Consider the following 15,219-nt stretch of genomic DNA (forward strand, 5'->3'; position numbering starts at 1 on the left):
CGCGGCGGGCGTTAGGGGGCGGATGACCCAGGAAAGAGCCCATCGGGCCTGGCGCTCAGCGGAACGCATCAAGCGGCTGTCCGACCGTCTGGTGGGCGTCGGGCCGTTCGGCATCGGGCTGGACGCCGTGCTCGACTGGATCCCGGGGCTTGGCCCCATCTACAGCGTCGGCGCCGGCGCGCTGCTGGTTGGCCAGGCGCTGTCGGCCCGGGCCTCGGCGGCCACCATCCTGCGCATGATCGCCTATCTGGCCGCGGACACCGCGACGTCCAGCGTGCCCCTGGCCGGCTGGGCCATCGACGCCCTGTTCCCCGGACACCTGATGGCGGCCAACGCCCTGCAGAAGGATATCGAGGCGCGGCATGGCCCCTCGGACCTGCCCGGCTGGGGCGGTCGCAAGCCGTCCAAGGGGCGCAAGGGGCGGCGCTGAGCGCTTGAGAATATCTCGCAAACTGTCCCGCGCCTGAGTCGCGGGCCTAGGGTCGCCGCCAGCAAGACAGGGGGAGGCCCATGCCGGCTCGCTTCGCACCCAAGCTGCTCACCGTTTTCAAGGAAGGCTACGGACTTCCGGAGTTGCGCGCCGACGCCGTCGCCGGCCTGACGGTGGCCATCGTCGCCCTGCCCCTGTCCATGGCCATCGCCATCGCCTCCGGCGTGTCGCCGGACCGAGGCCTGTTCACCGCCATCGTCGGCGGTTTCCTGGTGTCGCTGTTGGGCGGCAGCCGGTTCCAGATCGGCGGGCCGGCGGGCGCGTTCATCGTCCTGGTGGCGGCGACGGTGCGGGCGCATGGGCTCGACGGTCTGCTGCTGGCGACCATGCTGTCGGGGCTGATGCTGACGGTCCTGGGGCTGATCCGGGCCGGCGCCTTCATCCGCTACATGCCCTATCCGGTGACGGTGGGGTTCACCGCCGGGATCGCGGTGATCATCTTCGCCAGCCAGATCAAGGACCTGTTCGGTCTGACCCTGTTGGGGCCTGAGCCAGGGGAATTGGCCGCCAAGCTTGGGGCGCTCATCAGGGCTGCGCCAACGGCGAACCCCCAGGCTATCGGGCTGGCGGTCGGCGTGATGGTTGTGATCCTGGGCCTGAAGCGGTTCCGCCCCCAGTGGCCGGGCATGCTGATCGCCGTCACCCTGGCCGGGGTGACAGCGCAGGTCGCGCAGCTGGACGTCGTGACCATCGGTGAGCGGTTCGGGGCCCTGGCCCAGGGCCTGCCGGCGCCCAGGCTGCCGGCGCTCGGTTGGGACAAGGTTCAGGCGGTCCTGCCCTCGGCCCTGTCCTTCACCCTGCTGGGGGCGATTGAGAGCCTGTTGTCGGCGGTGGTGGCCGACAGCATGACCGGCCGGCGGCACCGGCCAGATACGGAACTGATCGCCCAGGGGATCGCCAATATCGGCTCGGCCCTGTTCGGCGGGATCGTGGTGACAGGGACCATCGCCCGGACCGCGACCAATGTGCGCTCAGGCGCGCGGGGGCCGGTGGCGGGGATGCTGCATGCGGCGTTCCTGTTGGCCTTCATGGTGATCGCCGCGCCCCTGGCGGCCTACATCCCCCTGGCGGCGCTGGCCGGGTTGCTGGCGGTGGTGGCCTGGAACATGGCCGAGAAGCATGAGTTCGCGGTTCTGCTGCGGGCCTCGAAGGCGGACGCGGCGGTGCTGCTGACCACCTTCGGCCTGACCCTGGCCAAGGACCTGTCGACGGGGATCGTGGCGGGCTTTTCCCTGGGGGCGCTGCTGTTCATTCACCGCATGGCCTCGCAGGTGGAGGTGCAGGGGCTGGAGGACGAGCCGGATGGCTTTGACCCGGTCTTGACCGCGGATCGCGACATCGCAGTGATGAAGATCGCCGGGGCCTTCTTCTTCGGCGCCACGGCCCAGGTGGGCGCGACCCTGGACGAGATCGGGGATCGGCCGAAGGGCTATGTGCTGGACCTGTCGGAGGTGCGGCTGTTGGACTCGTCCGGTGTGGCGGCGATCAGCGGCTTCGCTCGCAACGCCCAACGGCGCGGAGCCAGGGTCTATCTGGCCGGGGCGGACAAGGCGGTGCGTCGGGCCCTGATGGCTCAGGGGCTGACGCCGCCGGTGGTTAGGTATCGGTCCAGCGCCGAGGCGGCGGTGCGGGCGCTTAAGGCGCCGCTGTCGCCACCGTCAGACGCGGCGCATCCGGGGTAAGGCGTCGGCCATTGGCCGCCAGGTCGAGCAGGAGTTGGGTGGGGTTGCGCATCTGCGGCGGCGGAGGCGAGCCCACAGGCCACTTGATGTTCTGGGTGACGCCGGGGGCGTAGACCTCAGTGTGCAGCTGAGCCGTGCCGCTGACGACGCCGATCGGCTGGCCGGCGCTGACGGTGTCGCCGACTTTCAGATGATGGGCGGCCAGGGAGTTGGCGCGGACCTCGCCATAGAGGGCGACCATATCCTTGTGGGCGATGAGGATGGCCCAGGTCTCCTCGCCGCCGTCCTCGGGCGCGCGGACCAGGAACTTGTAGAAGGCGACGATCTTGCCGTCCTCCATGGCCACCACCGCATCGCCCTCGGCGGCGGTGAGGTCGACGCCCACGTGACGGCGGGTCTGGGGCTTGGACGGATCAGAGGGGCGGCGGCTGTCGAAGGTCCGCATAGGATCGCCCTGAGCGTGGCCGTCGGCGAGCACCGCTGGAACCACCAGGGCGTTGGGCCGGGCGGTCACCACCGGCCAATAGCGGATCGGCGTCGTTGACCCGGCCATGGGCACGGGCGCGGGGGCCGGGAGGCTGGCCGCGATCAGGCGGGCGTCATCGGCGCCGGCCGGCCAGGGCGCACCCAGAAGGGCGGCCGTGGCGAGGACGGCGCCCAGGCGCATCAGCCGGCGGTCTCCAGCTGGGCGTAACCCATCTGCTCGTTCAGACGGTCCATGACCTCGATCGCCGCCTCCGGAACCACGGTGCCTGGGGCGAAGATCGCCGCGACGCCGAAATCGCGCAAGGCCTGGAAGTCCTCGGGCGGTATCACGCCTCCGACAACGACCAGGATGTCGGGACGGCCCAGCTTGGCGAGCTCGGCCTTGAGTTCCGGCACCAGGGTCAGGTGGCCGGCGGCCAGCGAACTCGCGCCCACCACATGGACGTTCTCGGCCACGGCCTGGGCGGCGGCCTCGGCGGGGGTCTGGAACAGGTCGCCAATATCGACGTCGAATCCGAGGTCGACGAAGCCCGAGGCGATCACCTTCTGGCCGCGGTCGTGGCCGTCCTGGCCCATCTTGGCGACCATGATCTTGGGTTTGCGGCCGTCGGCCTGGCGGAAGGCCTCGATCATCGCTTTGGCGCGGTCTCCGGCCGGGGTGGGGCCGGCGGCCTTCTGGTAGACGCCGCTGACCGCGGAGGCCTTGGCGGCGTGGCGGTTGAAGACCTTTTCCAGGGCGTAGCTGATCTCGCCCACGGTCGCCTTGGCGCGGGCCGCCTCGACGGAGAGTTCGAGCAGGTTGGCGCCGCCGGCCGCGCCGTTGGTCAGGGCGGTGAGGGCGGCCTCAACCGCGACCGGATCGCGCTCGGCCTTCAGGCGGGCGAGCTTTTCCAGCTGGCGCTCGCGGACGGCGGAGTTGTCGACCTTGAGCACCGGGATCTCGTCGGCGGTCTCGGGCTTGTAGCGGTTGACCCCGACCACCGACTGACGGCCGGAATCGATGCTGGCCTGGGTGCGGGCCGAGGCTTCCTCGATGCGACGCTTGGGCAGGCCGTCCTCGATGGCCTTGGCCATGCCGCCCAGGGCTTCGACCTCGGCGATGTGCTCCAGGGCGCGGGCGGCGAGGTCGGCGGTCAGGCGCTCGATATAGTAGGAGCCGCCCCAGGGATCGACGACGCGGTTCTGGCCGCTCTCCAGCTGCAGGAACAGCTGGGTGTTGCGGGCGATCCGGGCCGAGAAGTCGGTGGGCAGGGCCAGGGCCTCGTCCAGCGAGTTGGTGTGCAGGCTCTGGGTTTGGCCGCCGGCCGCGGCCATGGCCTCGACGACGGTGCGGGCGACGTTGTTGTAGACGTCCTGGGCCGCGAGGCTCCAGCCGCTGGTCTGGGTGTGGGCGCGCAGGGACAGGGAGCGGCTGTCCTTGGGGTCGAAGTTCTCCTTCATGAGCTTGGCCCACAGCAGGCGGCCAGCGCGCTGCTTGGCGATCTCCATGAAGGTGTTCATGCCGGCGTTCCAGAAGAACGACAGGCGCGGGGCGAACTGGTCGACGGTCATGCCGGCGGCGACGCCGGCGCGGACATACTCGATCCCGTCGGCCAGGGTGTAGGCCAGCTCCAGGTCGAGCGTCGCCCCGGCTTCCTGGATGTGATAGCCGGAAATCGAGATCGAGTTGAACTTCGGCATTTCGCGCGAAGTATATGAAAAGATATCCGAAATGATCCGCATCGAGGGCGCGGGCGGATAGATGTAGGTGTTCCGGACCAGGAACTCCTTGAGGATGTCGTTCTGGATCGTGCCCGACAGTTGGGCGTGGCTGACGCCCTGTTCCTCGGCGGCGACGATGTAAAGGGCCAGGATCGGCAGCACCGCGCCGTTCATGGTCATCGAGACGCTCATCTTGTCGAGCGGGATGCCGTCAAACAGGGTCCGCATGTCCAGGATGGAGTCGATGGCGACGCCCGCCATGCCGACGTCGCCCTTCACCCGGGGGTGATCGGAATCGTAGCCGCGGTGGGTGGCCAGGTCGAAGGCGATGGACAGGCCCATCTGACCTGCGGCCAGGTTGCGGCGGTAGAAGGCGTTGGAGTCCTCGGCCGTGGAGAAGCCGGCGTACTGGCGCACGGTCCACGGGTTGGTGAGGTACATGGTCGGGTAGGGACCGCGCACGAAGGGCGCGAGGCCAGGATAGCCGGCGAGCGCATCCAGGCCGGCGATGTCTGCCTTGGCGTAGCCGGTCTTCACGGCGATGCCTTCAGGGGTTTCCCAGGCGGGGCCGGCCGGCGCGGCGCCGGCGGACGGCGGGGCGTAGGCCAGGGTCGCGAAGTCGGGGAAACGGCTCATTGGGCGGCCTCATGGGCTTGGGCGAGGCGGATCGGGCGCAGGGGCGGGCAGTGGCCGTCCGGACCGGGCAGGCGGGGCGAGGGAGCGTCGACGGCCTTGGGCGTGACGCGCTCCACCTCGACCGGCGCCTGTTGGGTCGGCGGGAAGGCGGTGACGCCGACGATACGCGGCTTGGGATCACGGGCGGCGACCACCTTGGCGACCTCGTCGGCGACGAGGCCGGCGGCCAGGGCGTTGATCAGGCCGCCCTTGGCCTCGATGGCCTGGACCTGGGTCCAGGCGGCGCGGGCGATCTCGTCGGTGAGGGTCTCGACATAGCCGGCGCCGGCGGCGGGGTCGGCGACGCGGCCGAGGTGAGCCTCTTCCATCAGCACCAACTGGGTGTTGCGGCTCTGGCGGCGGGCGAAGGCGGTGGGCGGGCCGAGGGGATCGGTGAATGCGCCGAGCACCACGGCGTCCGCGCCGCCGACCGAGGCGCCGAAGGCGGCCGAGGTCAGGCGCAGCATGTTGGTCCAGGCGTCCTGGGCGGCCAGCATGCGGGCCGAGGACCGGGCTTCGATCCGGGCGGGGACCGAGACACCGCAGGCGGCGGTGACCTGGGCCCAGAGCAGGCGGGCGGCCCTCAGCTTGGCGATGGTCAGGAAGTAGTCGACGTCGGCGGACAGGCCCAGCACGATGCGGCTGAAGGCGTCCTCCATCGACATGCCGGCCACAACGGCGGCCTTGGCGTAGGCGATGGCCGAGGCGATGGCGAAGGCCAGTTCGCCGGCTTCGCCGCCGCCGGCCTCATGGACCACACGTCCGGAGGCCAGGAACAGGGTGGCCTTGGGATAGATCTCGGCCAGACGCGCGCCGACGGTGGCGGCGGAGACGAGATGGCTTTCGACGGGACCCGGGCTCTCGCCGGCTTCGGCGAAGGCGCTCAAGGGATCCATGTGGAAGGCCAGCACGGCGTTCGGGGCGGACTTGGCGAAGGCGCTCAGCCAATCGGCGGCCTTGGGCCCGAGAAAGCCGGCGTCGAGGGCCACAGACGCCAGCTCCACCAGGACGCCGTCGAGGGCCTTGGCGAGGGCCTCGGGCGAGCCGACGGCGACGCCGGCCTGGCCGGTCGGGTCCAGGCGCACGAGGACCGAGGCCGCGCCGCCTTCCAGATCTCTGATCAGCTGATTGCGGGCCGCCGCGGGGTCCGGGTGCGTGGTGGCGACCCGCAGATCCCAGGGGCGTTCCACGTCATAGGGACGGGTGGCCAGGACCGGGGCGTTGTCGGGCGCTTCGTAGAGCGGCTCGATGGCCAGGCCTTCCGGGGTGGCCTTGCGCAGGCTCTCGAAAGGGGCGTCCTTGAGGGTCTTCTCGACCAGGGACCGCCATTGGTCGGCGGTGGCGGCCGGGAAGGGGCTGGTGATCTGGGGCGCAGGGTTCGTCATCGCGCGCCAGATGGGCCGTTCGGGGCTTGGGCGTCAAGTTCACGCGAGGTCACGCCGAGGCCGGTCTTGCATGGTGAAGGCGACCATGCTTACGCTGTAAAAATAAGAACCCCATCGATTGGAAACGCGCCCATGGCCCTGCCTCCTGTTCTTCGTGATCGTCTCCGCCTGCCGGTGATCGCCTCGCCGCTGTTCATCATCTCCAATCCGGACCTGGTGATCGCCCAGTGCAAGGCGGGCATCGTCGGCTCATTCCCGGCTCTGAATGCACGGCCGGCGAGCCAACTAGACGAATGGCTGGCGCGGATCACCGAGGAGCTGGCCGACTGGGACCGCAAGAACCCGGACCGCCCGTCGGCGCCGTTCGCCGTGAACCAGATCGTGCACAAGACCAATGACCGGCTCGAGCACGACGTCGAGATGTGCGTGAAGTACAAGGTGCCGGTGATCATCACCTCGCTGGGCGCCCGCGAGGACGTGAACGCCGCCCTGCATTCCTATGGCGGCGTCGTGATGCACGACGTGATCAATGACCGCTTCGCCCGCAAGGCGGTTGAGAAGGGCGCCGATGGCCTGATTCCCGTCGCCGCCGGCGCCGGCGGCCACGCCGGGCACCTGAGCCCCTTCGCCCTGATCCAGGAGATTCGCGCCTGGTTCGACGGGCCGATCGCTCTGTCGGGCTCGATCGCCAACGGCGCCGCCATCCTGGCCGCCCAGGCCATGGGCGCGGACCTGGCCTATATCGGCTCGGCCTTCATCGCGACCAAGGAGGCCAACGCGGAGCAGGGCTACAAGGACATGATCGTGTCCTCGAGCGGCGACGACATCGTCTATTCGAACCTGTTCACCGGGGTGCACGGCAACTATCTGCGGCCGTCGATCATCGCGGCCGGCCTGGACCCGGACAACCTGCCGGAATCGGATCCGTCGAAGATGAACTTCGGTTCGGGTGGCAACACCAAGGCCAAGGCCTGGAAGGACATCTGGGGCTGCGGCCAGGGCATCGGCGCCCTGCACGACATCCCCTCGGCGGGCGACCTGGTGGACCGGTTCGCGGCCGAATATGAGGCGGCCAAGGCGGACCTGGCGGCCAAGACCGCGCTGACCGCCGGCAAGGCGCTGCAGCCGGCCGAATAGGCTGACGCTCAGGCTGAACGGCATGGGCCCCGCGCTGCAAGGCGCGGGGCTTTTTCTTAGCTGCGGACCCGACCGTTCATATCGTCGCCCGCGTTGTCCGGCAGGCGGACGTAGAAGATCAGGCTGAGGAAGGTCAGGCCGCCGATCACCAAGAAGGCCGGCGAGATGGTGTCGACGGTCATGTGGGTCTGGTGGTGGGAGACCATGAAGACGTGCAGCAGGGTGGCGGCCAGGCCGATGCCGATGGACTGGGTCAGTTGTTGGGCCATGGAAGACATGGTCGAGGCCCGGCTCATCTGGTGCTGCTCGATCTCGGCGTAGGACAGGCCATTCAGGCTGGTGAACTGCAGCGACCGGAAGAAGCCGCCGACCAGCAGGATCAGCATGATCACATAGTGCGGGGTGTCGGCCTTGAAGAGGGCGTAGGCCAGGAAGCTGACGCCGGTGATGACGGCGTTGACGCAGAGCACGCGGCGGAAGCCGAAGCGGCGGAGGATGGGCGGGGCGGCGGTCTTCATCACCAGGGCGCCGGCGGCGCTGATGAAGGTCATGGCGCCGGCCTGGAAGGCGCTCATGCCGAAGCCGATCTGCAGCAGCATGGCCAGCATGAAGGGCATGGCGCCCATGGCCAGGCGCATGAAGCCGCCGCCGACCACCGAGGCCGTGAAGGTCTGGAGCCTGAACAGGGACAGGTCGAGGATGGCGTGCGGGTTGCTGCGGGAATAGACGCCGTAGGCGACCAGACAGGCGAGACCGAAGCCGAACAAGCCGGCGACGGCCAGGGGCGGCAGGAAGGCGCGGCCGAGGTTCTCGAAGCCGAAGATCAGGGCGGCGAGGCCGACGCCGGTCAGCACGATGCCGATGAGGTCGATGGGCGGGGCGTCCTGCTCGGCGACATTGGGCACATAGCGCTGGATCAGCACGCTGCCGACGGCGGCGATGGGCAGGTTCATGAAGAAGATCCAGCGCCAGTCCGCGAAGGTGACGATGGCGCCGCCCAGCAGCGGGCCAATCACCGGGCCGAGCAGGGCGGGCATGGTGAGCACCGACATGGCGCCGACCAGTTCGGCCTTGGGCGTGGTGCGCAGGAGCACAAGCCGGCCGACCGGCAGCATCATGGCCCCGGCGATCCCCTGAACGAAACGGGCCGCCACCAGCTGGGTCAGGTTGTTGGCGAAGCCGCAGGCGGCGGAGGCCAGGGCGTAGAGGATGGTGGCGGTCAGGAAGACGCGCTTGGCCCCGAACTTGTCGGCCGCCCAGCCGGAGACGGGCAGGAAGATCGCCGCGGCCAGGATGTACATCGAGATGGCCAGGTTCAGGCGCAGGGGATCCTCGTGCATCACCCGGGCCAGGGTGGGCAGGGCGTTGGACAGCACCGTGGCGCTGAGGGTCTGCATCATCATCGCCGCGCCGATGATGCCGGGGACGATCCAGCCTCGGGTGAAGGCGTCGCGGCTTTCCGCGGCGGTGTCGACGGCGGCTTCGGTCATGCGTCGAGGCTCAGCAGCTTGAGAAGGGCGGGGGCGGCCTGGGCGATCTGGTCGCGTTCAGCCTCGGAAAGTTGGGTGAGACGGCTGGAGAGCCAGTCATTGCGCAGGCGGCGGATGTCCTCGATGCGGGCGTCGCCGGCGGGGGTGACGGCCAGGCCGGAGCGTCGGCCGTCTTCCGCATGGTCGGCGCGGGCCACCCAGCCCGCGGTCTCCAGACGTTTGACGTGGCCGCTCATGGTGGGGCGGGACAGGCGTTCGGCGTCGGCGAGCTCGCAGACCCCGACGCCGGGATTGCGATGGATCTGACCCAGGATCAGGGCGTCCAGGGCGGAGACCCCGGCCTTCTGAGCCTCCTGGCGCAGGCGGCGAGAGAGGCGCAGCAGCAGCGGGCGCAGGGCGTCTGCGAGCAGCTCCGGGGCGGCGGTAGTGGGGGATGTGGGCATGGCAATCTAGTTAGATAGGCGAACTATCTTGTAGGCGAAGATCCGCGGATGCGCAAACCTGGGCGGTCAGGGGGCGCTGGAAAGGCGGCGCAGCCGTCGGGCCTGGCGCAGGGCGCTGGCCACCTGGACGGAGATGTCGTGAACCAGGTCGCCGCAGGCCGAAGGGGTGTCGCCGCGGGCCGTGGCGGACCGCAGGCGCTCACCCAGGTTCAAGGCTGCATCGCAGGCGCGCTGTAGGCTAGCGACTATCGATGTGAAGTCCCCCTGAGGTGACGCGGCCCAGGCCGCCCGGCGCAGGATCTTGGCGTGGGCTGCGGCCAGGATCTGACTATCGGTGCGGGGCGGATGCGGGGGTGCGGATAGTCCCGACCAGGAGACGCCAGCCGCGCGAAGATCGGCCAGGCCCATCAGCCGATCGATCTCATGCTCCTGGGCGATGGCGTCTTCGAGATCGAGCGGGGTCATGCGTGAAATGTATTAAATATACAGTTTTGCGCAATCAAAAGCTGTAGTGGTCAGCCGCCTCGCACGATGATCCGGCGGGCCTGGAAGGGCGGGATGATGGCGGTGATGTGGGCCGCCCAGCGCAGGCGGGCGTCGTGTCGCGTGGGGCCGGCGACGCTCTCGAGGTCGTAGCGTCCCGGCGAGCTGCCCCGCAGCAGCCGCTTGACCAGCACCTCGTCGCTCTCGGTTTCAACCACCACGACGTGGGTAGACGACGCAGCGAAGAGCCTGACCGATCGCATTCAGCAGATTGGTCAGCAGGACCCCTACAGCTTTGTTGCGCCGGTCTCGGATCTGGAGCGGATGGCGGCGAACGGTGCGTCAAAGCTGGGCGGCGGAGACCCCAAGGCGATTGGTGGGGCGGACTGGTATGCCGACCTCATGGGGCGGGCTGCACCCAGCGTCAGCGCCGCGAGCCTCTTGGACAACCTCAACGCCTACATGAACCCCTATCGCGACATGGTCACCAACGCTCAGATGGCGGACTTTGACGCCGACGCGGGGCGCACGCGAGCCAGCCAGACCTTGCAGATGGCTCAGCAGGGGGCGTTTGGGGGATCCGGCGCCGCGCTCACGCGGTCGCTGACCGAAGGCGAGCTGGCCCGGGCGCGAAACGCGCAGCTGGCTAAGTCTCTAGCGGACATGTTCAACACTGGCGCCGCCCTATCGAACCAGGACTCCGATCGTCGCCAGCAGGCGGCAGTCTCCAACGCCCAGCTGGCGCAGCAGCACAATCAGTGGCTGGGCCAGCTCGCGGCGGATCGGCAGGCCAATGAACGGGCCAATCTAGCCACCCAGGCGGCGCTAGGCCAACAGATGCGCGCCGCGGACCAGACCTATCGCGAGGCGCCGCTGACGGCGTTGGCCAAACAGGTGGACATGTTCTCGGGCCTTCCGCTTTCGCTGTTTCATGGCCAGATCACGGATACAGCGGGGCGAACAAGTTCGACCCAAAGGACTTCGGGCTTGGACTCATCTGACGTCGCCCAGGCGGCGCAGATCGCCGCCATGATCATCTAGACGCTCTAGTTCAGGGGAGCGGGCCCAAGCGTCGTGACAAGGCCGCAAGGTAGGTCGCAACGTCGTCCGGCCAACTGCAGACAATGGCTTCTAAGCCTGCGGTATTGAGCGCGTACAAAGCCCTCAGAGCCTCTTCGTAGCCGGGGAGGTCTCCCGCCAGCGTCGTCATGGCGCGATGGATGGCGGCCTGAGCGGCGCGCGGGTCGGCCTCTGAGGTCTTGCGGGCGGCTTCGACAAGTCGGCGCAGGGCCGCAGAGGCCCCTCCAGGCTGCTGCGCCAGCCAGTCCCAATGGCGCGGCAAGAGCGTCACTTCACGCGCTGTAACGCCCAGTTTCGGGCGCCCCCGAGCAGGCTTCTGGGGGGGGCTAGCGTGGCCCGCCTCGAAATCTCGGGTTTCTCCGGACAGATCTGAGAGCACCACGATGTGGCTTAGTCCCGCGCGGGCCGCTTGTTGTGCGGCGCTGGAGACCTCCGGCCAAGAGCCGTGGGCCAGCCGCTTTGGGCCGCTGAAGGCGGTAAAGGTCTCTGGCGGATCGAGGTCGTCCATGGCGTCTCCTTCGGCGAGATTTTAGCCCGGGCAAAATTTGACGCAAGCGGATCAAATGGATTGATGCTGATGAACCTAGACGCCGGACAGCTGATCGCCACCGTGGTGACGGGCGCCGCCGGTGGTGGCGGGCTCTCTACCTTGCTGACCTGGCTTGCCCGGCGGCAGCGCTCGCAAGCCTATACGATGGGGGCGGTAGATCATGCGGTGCAGACAGCAATGTCCGCGGTCACAGCGGCGCTAGAACGAACTGAGGCCCGACTTGGACTGGTCGAGGCGCAGCATGGGGACTGTCAGACCAAGCTCACCCTGGTCCACCAAAGACTGGACGCCAGTGAGCGGGAACGCGCCGCGATCAAGGCTGAGCTGGACCGTGTGCTGAGCACCCGGCTGCAGACGGTGACCTAGCGGCGGCTGCGCTAGATTGATTTTCAGGAGATTGGCGGAGACCCAAGCATCTCAGGACGCTTGGGTCTCCATGGTGCCGCCGGGCAGGATTGAACTGCCGACCTCAGCCTTACCAAGGTTTTTGTGGGCGCGCTAATTGTATATATAAAACAATATCATAAAGCGAATTTTCTTTCATGCTCCCCGGATTCTCCCCCAGAACAAAGCGGGAAAATTTGGAGCCATAAGCACTCATTTGCCTTCGTGAGGGCTAGGTGTCCGTGGACCTGGTTCAGGCTGTGTGGTTAGCTTCTTGAGACCTGTCGGGACGAAAGGGTGCATGCCTTCTTCAGGCCACTGCATTTGACGGCTTCTACCAAGGGAGGCCAGCGGCGACGGTTTTCTTGTTGTCGCAGCCAGTGCTGAGCGATGAGCTTCCGTGCGAGCCTACAAATTTATTGAGCCGCAGTATCTTGCCGGAGCGCTATCTGGGCGTCTGCTCCTGCGTCCGCTCCACGCTTACGCGTCACTGGAGAATGGCCTGGCTGACGATCTTGATGGTGCTGTCCGACTAGAATGGCCCGGTCGCCGGGTCGTGACGTCCGGCTCTAGAGAGGCAATGATCGCCCAACGTATTGGCTTCAGTCTCGGGCCAGGAGTCCATGCGACTTTCGATGGTGTCTCCGGAACGCGGCTAGTCCAGCCTGGGCTTGCCTTTTGCACCTGTGCGACGCCAGCCAATGTTGAACTTCGGAAACAGGGCAGAACCGCGATCATCGAGATTCTGGATGTTGACGAGTTGGGCCGGCGTCTCGCAGCTGCCCACCCCGACCGTCTTGGTGCCCCGACTGCGCGTTCGGTTCGCTATGAGAACCGGGTCTTCCGTGCGGATCAGCCAATTCTGCCTGAGCCGAATGCATTCATCAAAGACAAGGCGTTTCAGAGCGAAAAGGAGATCCGGATCGTATGGCCGACCATCAGCGGTGAGATTCCAGAACAATTCACCACTGCCGCGCCTGGAATTGCCCCTCTGTTGCGGCACTATGCCTGATCGCTAGCCCGCCCCCCGGGGCGATGTATCTGGTTAGCCGCCTCCTTGAGCGCGCCAGCGATGCAGCGACATCATCCTTGTTTCCCTCAATTTTTGGGGGCTTGCTCAAGGGTAATCTGGATGGCGCGCTCGGGCTCCACCGGCTGCCGCGTGATCTACCAAGGCGCGAAGCGCATCGGTGCGCCACACCATGCCCAGGTCGGATTCGGCGCTGATTCGGCCGCTGTATATGCCGAGCAACTGGGTGGATTCCTTTCTGACGCGGATCCAACGGTTGCCACGCAGGGCCGGCGGGGAGGTGCCATCCTCTGCAACTGAGAGGGTATTCGGCATAACTGGAGACCCGGACTGGCCCTTCCGCGCCCGACAGTCGATGAGGAAGACGGGCAGCCCCTCGAAATCGAGCGCTGGATTGGATGCCACGAAGCCGGTGCTGAAAATTGGCCAGGTATTCTCTATGGCCTTCCCGAAGGGATATCCGATCACCGAAACGATATCTGTTGGGTGTAGGCTTCCGTATAGCTCTGGCTGGTCCAAGGATAGGGGCACCAGGCGAATTATCGGATCGTGTTCAATCGGTATTGCAACAAGATCCGCGCGTCGCCTCAAGGCTGGATGCTCAAACCAAGTCGGCTCGTTGTCGTAATAGAGCTCAATTCGTTTGAATATCCAAGGCGAGTTGGGTTCGACATCAACATGGAAAAGAACCTCTAGTGCCTCCGGCACTGCCCCATGCTCATTGAGGACCTCGTTGGTCACATTGTCCCTGCCCGTGACGACGTGCCGGTTTGTGACCACATAGACCTGCTCCTCAGACTGGATCGTGAAACAGGTTGCGGTTCCAAGGGTGAGGTCTCGGAATTTCGCACGGACGAAGAGCGCCGCCATCTCCGCGGGGCTAACCGTAGCAATCGGCGTGGTGATATTGCCCCGCATGGCCGCCCCCAATGAGTCTTCGGATTTTCTAGCTAGATCCTCTCTCGAAGTGATCTCCAAGAGCCGTCAATTCTCGCTGGACGAGCTTACCCACATCGGTTCGGTCCGCCCACTCGACGGTCAATTCGGCGTCGGCCAATAGCCGCTCAAGGGTGCCAGGGATCGCGGTCCTTTGCCGAGCTCGGCTACAGCGGTCGGAGACAAAGTGGTCTGCCTAGTCGAGTCCTGGCTAGTCTGGGCGCGGCATGCGCAGTGGCGACCTCATCCTTGCTTCCCGCAAATTCCCCACCTCTCAAAAATGAGAGATTGGTTGCGCATTGATTTTGTTCGGAAAAATCAGGCGCCGCAACTTTGCGATTACGGCAAAACCTGGGGGAGTGGGATGAGGTCCCCCGGAAAAACCTTATATTTTTCCGGGGGATATGGTGCCGCCGGGCAGGATTGAACTGCCGACCTCAGCCTTACCAAGGATGCGCTCTACCACTGAGCTACGGCGGCGAAAGGCGAGGCGGGGGCTATAGCTAAACCCGCGGCCGGAGTGAAGCGGAAAAGCGCGGAAAGTGTGCTTGACGTGAGCCGGTCCCTAGCGCACCGGGGGTATGTGATGGAAAAGCCGTCGAAATCTCCAATTCCGGATCGCGAAGCCAAGCTCGCTGAAGCCCTGCGAAAGAACCTCAGGCGCCGAAAGGCAGGGGGCAATGCTCGCCCGGGGGAACCCAGCAAGGACGAATCTGGCGCCGAGGTGATAGGCGAGGGCGACTAATCGCGTTGGTTTGGCCCGTAGGTTCGCGCGGCCCGACGATTCTGATCGAGGCTACGTGTGACGGAATACGCACCCCTGAAACTCCTGGCCGCCGACGCGGAGGACCTGAAGGTTGTGGCGTCGGCGCTGCAAGATGCGGTGGCCAAGATCGGTGATATCGAATTCGATGCGCGGCGCAGGCTCCTGACAATCGGCTTCAACCGGTACTGTTGGGAAGTGGGCTCCGACCTTCGTGTTCGCAGTGGTCTGCAGGTGGGCTCGGTCATGGGCCTGCAGGCTCGCAACCTGCGCCGGCACGCGCGCGACGCGGTGGTGGAGTTGCTCACCATCGCCTTTGAACCGGATGAAGAGCCGGGGGGCGCGCTGATCCTGAGCTTCTCGGGCGGCGGAGATCTGCGGGCGCGCGTTGAGTGCGTGGACCTCGTCCTGGCCGACGTATCGGCGCCGTGGCCCGCACGCCGCACTCCGACGCACGATCTCTGACAGGCATGGCGTCTGGCGGGCCGCATCGCTAAGTAGCCG

16 protein-coding genes and 1 tRNA gene are annotated in these 15,219 nt (G+C 66.8%); 7 read left to right on the top strand and 10 right to left on the bottom strand.

What is annotated here, in order from left to right:
- Positions 1–22 precede the first annotated feature (22 nt).
- Both ACFQ27_RS11170 and ACFQ27_RS11175 read left to right on the top strand, forming a co-directional pair.
- Positions 23–430 (top strand): DUF4112 domain-containing protein, encoded by a 408-nt coding sequence (locus ACFQ27_RS11170; protein WP_374344812.1) that lies wholly within the window; start codon positions 23–25, stop codon positions 428–430.
- Positions 431–510: 80 nt separating this feature from the next.
- Positions 511–2,172: a SulP family inorganic anion transporter gene (locus ACFQ27_RS11175; protein ID WP_377353641.1), complete on the top strand. Its 1,662-nt coding sequence runs from the start codon at positions 511–513 to the stop codon at positions 2,170–2,172.
- On the opposite strand, the gene ACFQ27_RS11180 is transcribed toward ACFQ27_RS11175, so the two are convergent.
- Genes ACFQ27_RS11180 through ACFQ27_RS11190 form a run of 3 tightly spaced genes read right to left on the bottom strand, consistent with a single transcriptional unit; the run spans position 2,126 to position 6,419 of the window.
- Entirely contained in the window at positions 2,126–2,839 is a 714-nt protein-coding gene (locus tag ACFQ27_RS11180) for a M23 family metallopeptidase (protein WP_374344810.1), read from the bottom strand. The two genes, ACFQ27_RS11175 and ACFQ27_RS11180, sit on opposite strands and share 47 nt — an antisense overlap.
- Positions 2,839–4,995 (bottom strand): methylmalonyl-CoA mutase, encoded by a 2,157-nt coding sequence (gene scpA, locus ACFQ27_RS11185; protein ID WP_377353642.1) that lies wholly within the window; start codon positions 4,993–4,995, stop codon positions 2,839–2,841. The genes ACFQ27_RS11180 and scpA overlap by 1 nt, the downstream gene beginning before the upstream one ends.
- A complete protein-coding gene (locus ACFQ27_RS11190) occupies positions 4,992–6,419 on the bottom strand; it encodes a methylmalonyl-CoA mutase family protein (protein ID WP_377353643.1) in 1,428 nt (475 codons plus the stop codon). The genes scpA and ACFQ27_RS11190 overlap by 4 nt, the downstream gene beginning before the upstream one ends.
- A 132-nt stretch (positions 6,420–6,551) precedes the next feature.
- Here ACFQ27_RS11190 and ACFQ27_RS11195 point away from each other — a divergent pair, with 132 nt between their 5' ends.
- Positions 6,552–7,556 carry an NAD(P)H-dependent flavin oxidoreductase gene (locus ACFQ27_RS11195; RefSeq protein WP_374344806.1) on the top strand — a complete coding sequence of 335 codons (1,005 nt, stop codon included), beginning with the start codon at positions 6,552–6,554 and terminating at the stop codon, positions 7,554–7,556.
- A gap of 56 nt (positions 7,557–7,612) precedes the next feature.
- Here the strand turns inward: ACFQ27_RS11195 and ACFQ27_RS11200 are convergent, their stop codons facing one another.
- The 4 genes from ACFQ27_RS11200 to ACFQ27_RS11215 form a co-directional block, all read right to left on the bottom strand.
- Positions 7,613–9,046: an MFS transporter gene (locus tag ACFQ27_RS11200; protein ID WP_374344804.1), complete on the bottom strand. Its 1,434-nt coding sequence runs from the start codon at positions 9,044–9,046 to the stop codon at positions 7,613–7,615.
- Complete coding sequence (locus ACFQ27_RS11205) at positions 9,043–9,489, bottom strand: MarR family winged helix-turn-helix transcriptional regulator (protein ID WP_377353644.1); 447 nt, start codon at positions 9,487–9,489, stop codon at positions 9,043–9,045. The genes ACFQ27_RS11200 and ACFQ27_RS11205 overlap by 4 nt, the downstream gene beginning before the upstream one ends.
- A 66-nt stretch (positions 9,490–9,555) precedes the next feature.
- Positions 9,556–9,954: a hypothetical protein gene (locus tag ACFQ27_RS11210; RefSeq protein WP_377353645.1), complete on the bottom strand. Its 399-nt coding sequence runs from the start codon at positions 9,952–9,954 to the stop codon at positions 9,556–9,558.
- A gap of 50 nt (positions 9,955–10,004) precedes the next feature.
- Positions 10,005–10,166 carry a hypothetical protein gene (locus ACFQ27_RS11215; protein WP_377353646.1) on the bottom strand — a complete coding sequence of 54 codons (162 nt, stop codon included), beginning with the start codon at positions 10,164–10,166 and terminating at the stop codon, positions 10,005–10,007.
- Here ACFQ27_RS11215 and ACFQ27_RS11220 point away from each other — a divergent pair.
- Positions 10,156–11,013, top strand: a complete 858-nt coding sequence (locus tag ACFQ27_RS11220; protein ID WP_377353647.1) for a hypothetical protein — start codon at positions 10,156–10,158, stop codon at positions 11,011–11,013. The genes ACFQ27_RS11215 and ACFQ27_RS11220 overlap by 11 nt on opposite strands.
- 10 nt (positions 11,014–11,023) lie before the next feature.
- On the opposite strand, the gene ACFQ27_RS11225 is transcribed toward ACFQ27_RS11220, so the two are convergent.
- Entirely contained in the window at positions 11,024–11,560 is a 537-nt protein-coding gene (locus ACFQ27_RS11225) for a DUF2239 family protein (RefSeq protein WP_377353648.1), read from the bottom strand.
- Between ACFQ27_RS11225 and ACFQ27_RS11230 the strand changes: the two genes are divergently transcribed.
- Both ACFQ27_RS11230 and ACFQ27_RS11235 read left to right on the top strand, forming a co-directional pair.
- Entirely contained in the window at positions 11,498–11,968 is a 471-nt protein-coding gene (locus ACFQ27_RS11230) for a hypothetical protein (RefSeq protein ID WP_374345543.1), read from the top strand. The two genes, ACFQ27_RS11225 and ACFQ27_RS11230, sit on opposite strands and share 63 nt — an antisense overlap.
- A 598-nt stretch (positions 11,969–12,566) precedes the next feature.
- On the top strand, positions 12,567–12,998 hold the full coding sequence (locus ACFQ27_RS11235) for a hypothetical protein (protein ID WP_377353649.1): 432 nt from the start codon (positions 12,567–12,569) through the stop codon (positions 12,996–12,998).
- Between the two features lie 105 nt (positions 12,999–13,103).
- On the opposite strand, the gene ACFQ27_RS11240 is transcribed toward ACFQ27_RS11235, so the two are convergent.
- The gene (locus ACFQ27_RS11240; protein WP_377353650.1) at positions 13,104–13,934 is read right to left on the bottom strand and encodes a S1 family peptidase; all 831 of its coding nucleotides are present in this window, start codon (positions 13,932–13,934) and stop codon (positions 13,104–13,106) included.
- A 423-nt stretch (positions 13,935–14,357) separates the two neighbouring features.
- Positions 14,358–14,432, bottom strand: a tRNA-Thr gene (locus tag ACFQ27_RS11245).
- Between the two features lie 322 nt (positions 14,433–14,754).
- Between ACFQ27_RS11245 and ACFQ27_RS11250 the strand changes: the two genes are divergently transcribed.
- The gene (locus ACFQ27_RS11250; RefSeq protein ID WP_377353651.1) at positions 14,755–15,180 is read left to right on the top strand and encodes a DUF2948 family protein; all 426 of its coding nucleotides are present in this window, start codon (positions 14,755–14,757) and stop codon (positions 15,178–15,180) included.
- Positions 15,181–15,219 lie beyond the last annotated feature (39 nt).

It is taken from the genome of Phenylobacterium conjunctum (assembly GCF_042679085.1).
GTDB classification, from domain to species: Bacteria; Pseudomonadota; Alphaproteobacteria; order Caulobacterales; family Caulobacteraceae; genus Phenylobacterium; species Phenylobacterium conjunctum.

Bases quoted from the DNA above. Each gene is read 5' to 3' on its own strand.
- ACFQ27_RS11170 (WP_374344812.1), top strand. From the start codon at position 23: ATGACCCAGGAAAGAGCCCATCGGGCCTGGCGCTCAGCGGAACGCATC.
- ACFQ27_RS11175 (WP_377353641.1), top strand. From the start codon at position 511: ATGCCGGCTCGCTTCGCACCCAAGCTGCTCACCGTTTTCAAGGAAGGC.
- ACFQ27_RS11180 (WP_374344810.1), bottom strand. From the start codon at position 2,839: ATGCGCCTGGGCGCCGTCCTCGCCACGGCCGCCCTTCTGGGTGCGCCC.
- scpA (WP_377353642.1), bottom strand. From the start codon at position 4,995: ATGAGCCGTTTCCCCGACTTCGCGACCCTGGCCTACGCCCCGCCGTCC.
- ACFQ27_RS11190 (WP_377353643.1), bottom strand. From the start codon at position 6,419: ATGACGAACCCTGCGCCCCAGATCACCAGCCCCTTCCCGGCCGCCACC.
- ACFQ27_RS11195 (WP_374344806.1), top strand. From the start codon at position 6,552: ATGGCCCTGCCTCCTGTTCTTCGTGATCGTCTCCGCCTGCCGGTGATC.
- ACFQ27_RS11200 (WP_374344804.1), bottom strand. From the start codon at position 9,046: ATGACCGAAGCCGCCGTCGACACCGCCGCGGAAAGCCGCGACGCCTTC.
- ACFQ27_RS11205 (WP_377353644.1), bottom strand. From the start codon at position 9,489: ATGCCCACATCCCCCACTACCGCCGCCCCGGAGCTGCTCGCAGACGCC.
- ACFQ27_RS11210 (WP_377353645.1), bottom strand. From the start codon at position 9,954: ATGACCCCGCTCGATCTCGAAGACGCCATCGCCCAGGAGCATGAGATC.
- ACFQ27_RS11225 (WP_377353648.1), bottom strand. From the start codon at position 11,560: ATGGACGACCTCGATCCGCCAGAGACCTTTACCGCCTTCAGCGGCCCA.
- ACFQ27_RS11235 (WP_377353649.1), top strand. From the start codon at position 12,567: ATGATCGCCCAACGTATTGGCTTCAGTCTCGGGCCAGGAGTCCATGCG.
- ACFQ27_RS11240 (WP_377353650.1), bottom strand. From the start codon at position 13,934: ATGCGGGGCAATATCACCACGCCGATTGCTACGGTTAGCCCCGCGGAG.